Raw genomic sequence first — 515 nt, 5'->3', positions numbered from 1 at the left:
CTGACGATGGAGCTGCCCACCGATACCGACGACGAGGTGTTGTCGTGGATCGCGAAGGGGACACCGCCGATTTGCTTCGGCTTTGGCAGCATGCCGGTTGCCGAATCGCCGGCCGACACGGTCGCTCTGATCGGCGCGGCGTGCGCGGAGCTGGGTGAGCGGGCGTTGGTGTGCTCTGGCAAAACCGATTTCAGTGGCGCCGCTCATTCGGACCACGTCAAGGTAGTCAGCGCGGTCAATTACGCAGCGGTCTTTCCCGCTTGCCGGGCCGTGGTACACCATAGCGGCGCGGGAACCACGGCAGCGGGCCTGCGCGCCGGAGTGCCCACATTGAGCCTCTGGAGCATGAGCGATCAGAAGATCTGGGCAGGGCAGGTGGATCGGTTGAAAGTCGGTGTCGCCCGCCCGTTTTCCAAAACCACGCGCGAGTCGCTGGTGGCCGACCTGCGCCAGATCCTCTCCCCCGACTACCTCTCGCGCGCCCGCGAGCTGGCCGCTCGGATGACGAAGCCCGC

Annotated in this window: 1 protein-coding gene; it reads left to right on the top strand. The window is 66.2% G+C overall.

Annotation, left to right across the window (positions count from 1 at the left end; translation table 11 throughout):
• On the top strand, positions 1–515 hold a 515-nt coding region (locus A5697_RS28045), incomplete at both ends, for a glycosyltransferase (protein WP_369806102.1).

Source organism: Mycobacterium sp. E3251, from assembly GCF_001666835.1.
In the GTDB taxonomy this organism is placed as follows: Bacteria; Actinomycetota; Actinomycetes; order Mycobacteriales; family Mycobacteriaceae; genus Mycobacterium.
This window is presented reverse-complemented; position numbering and strand designations above follow the sequence as displayed.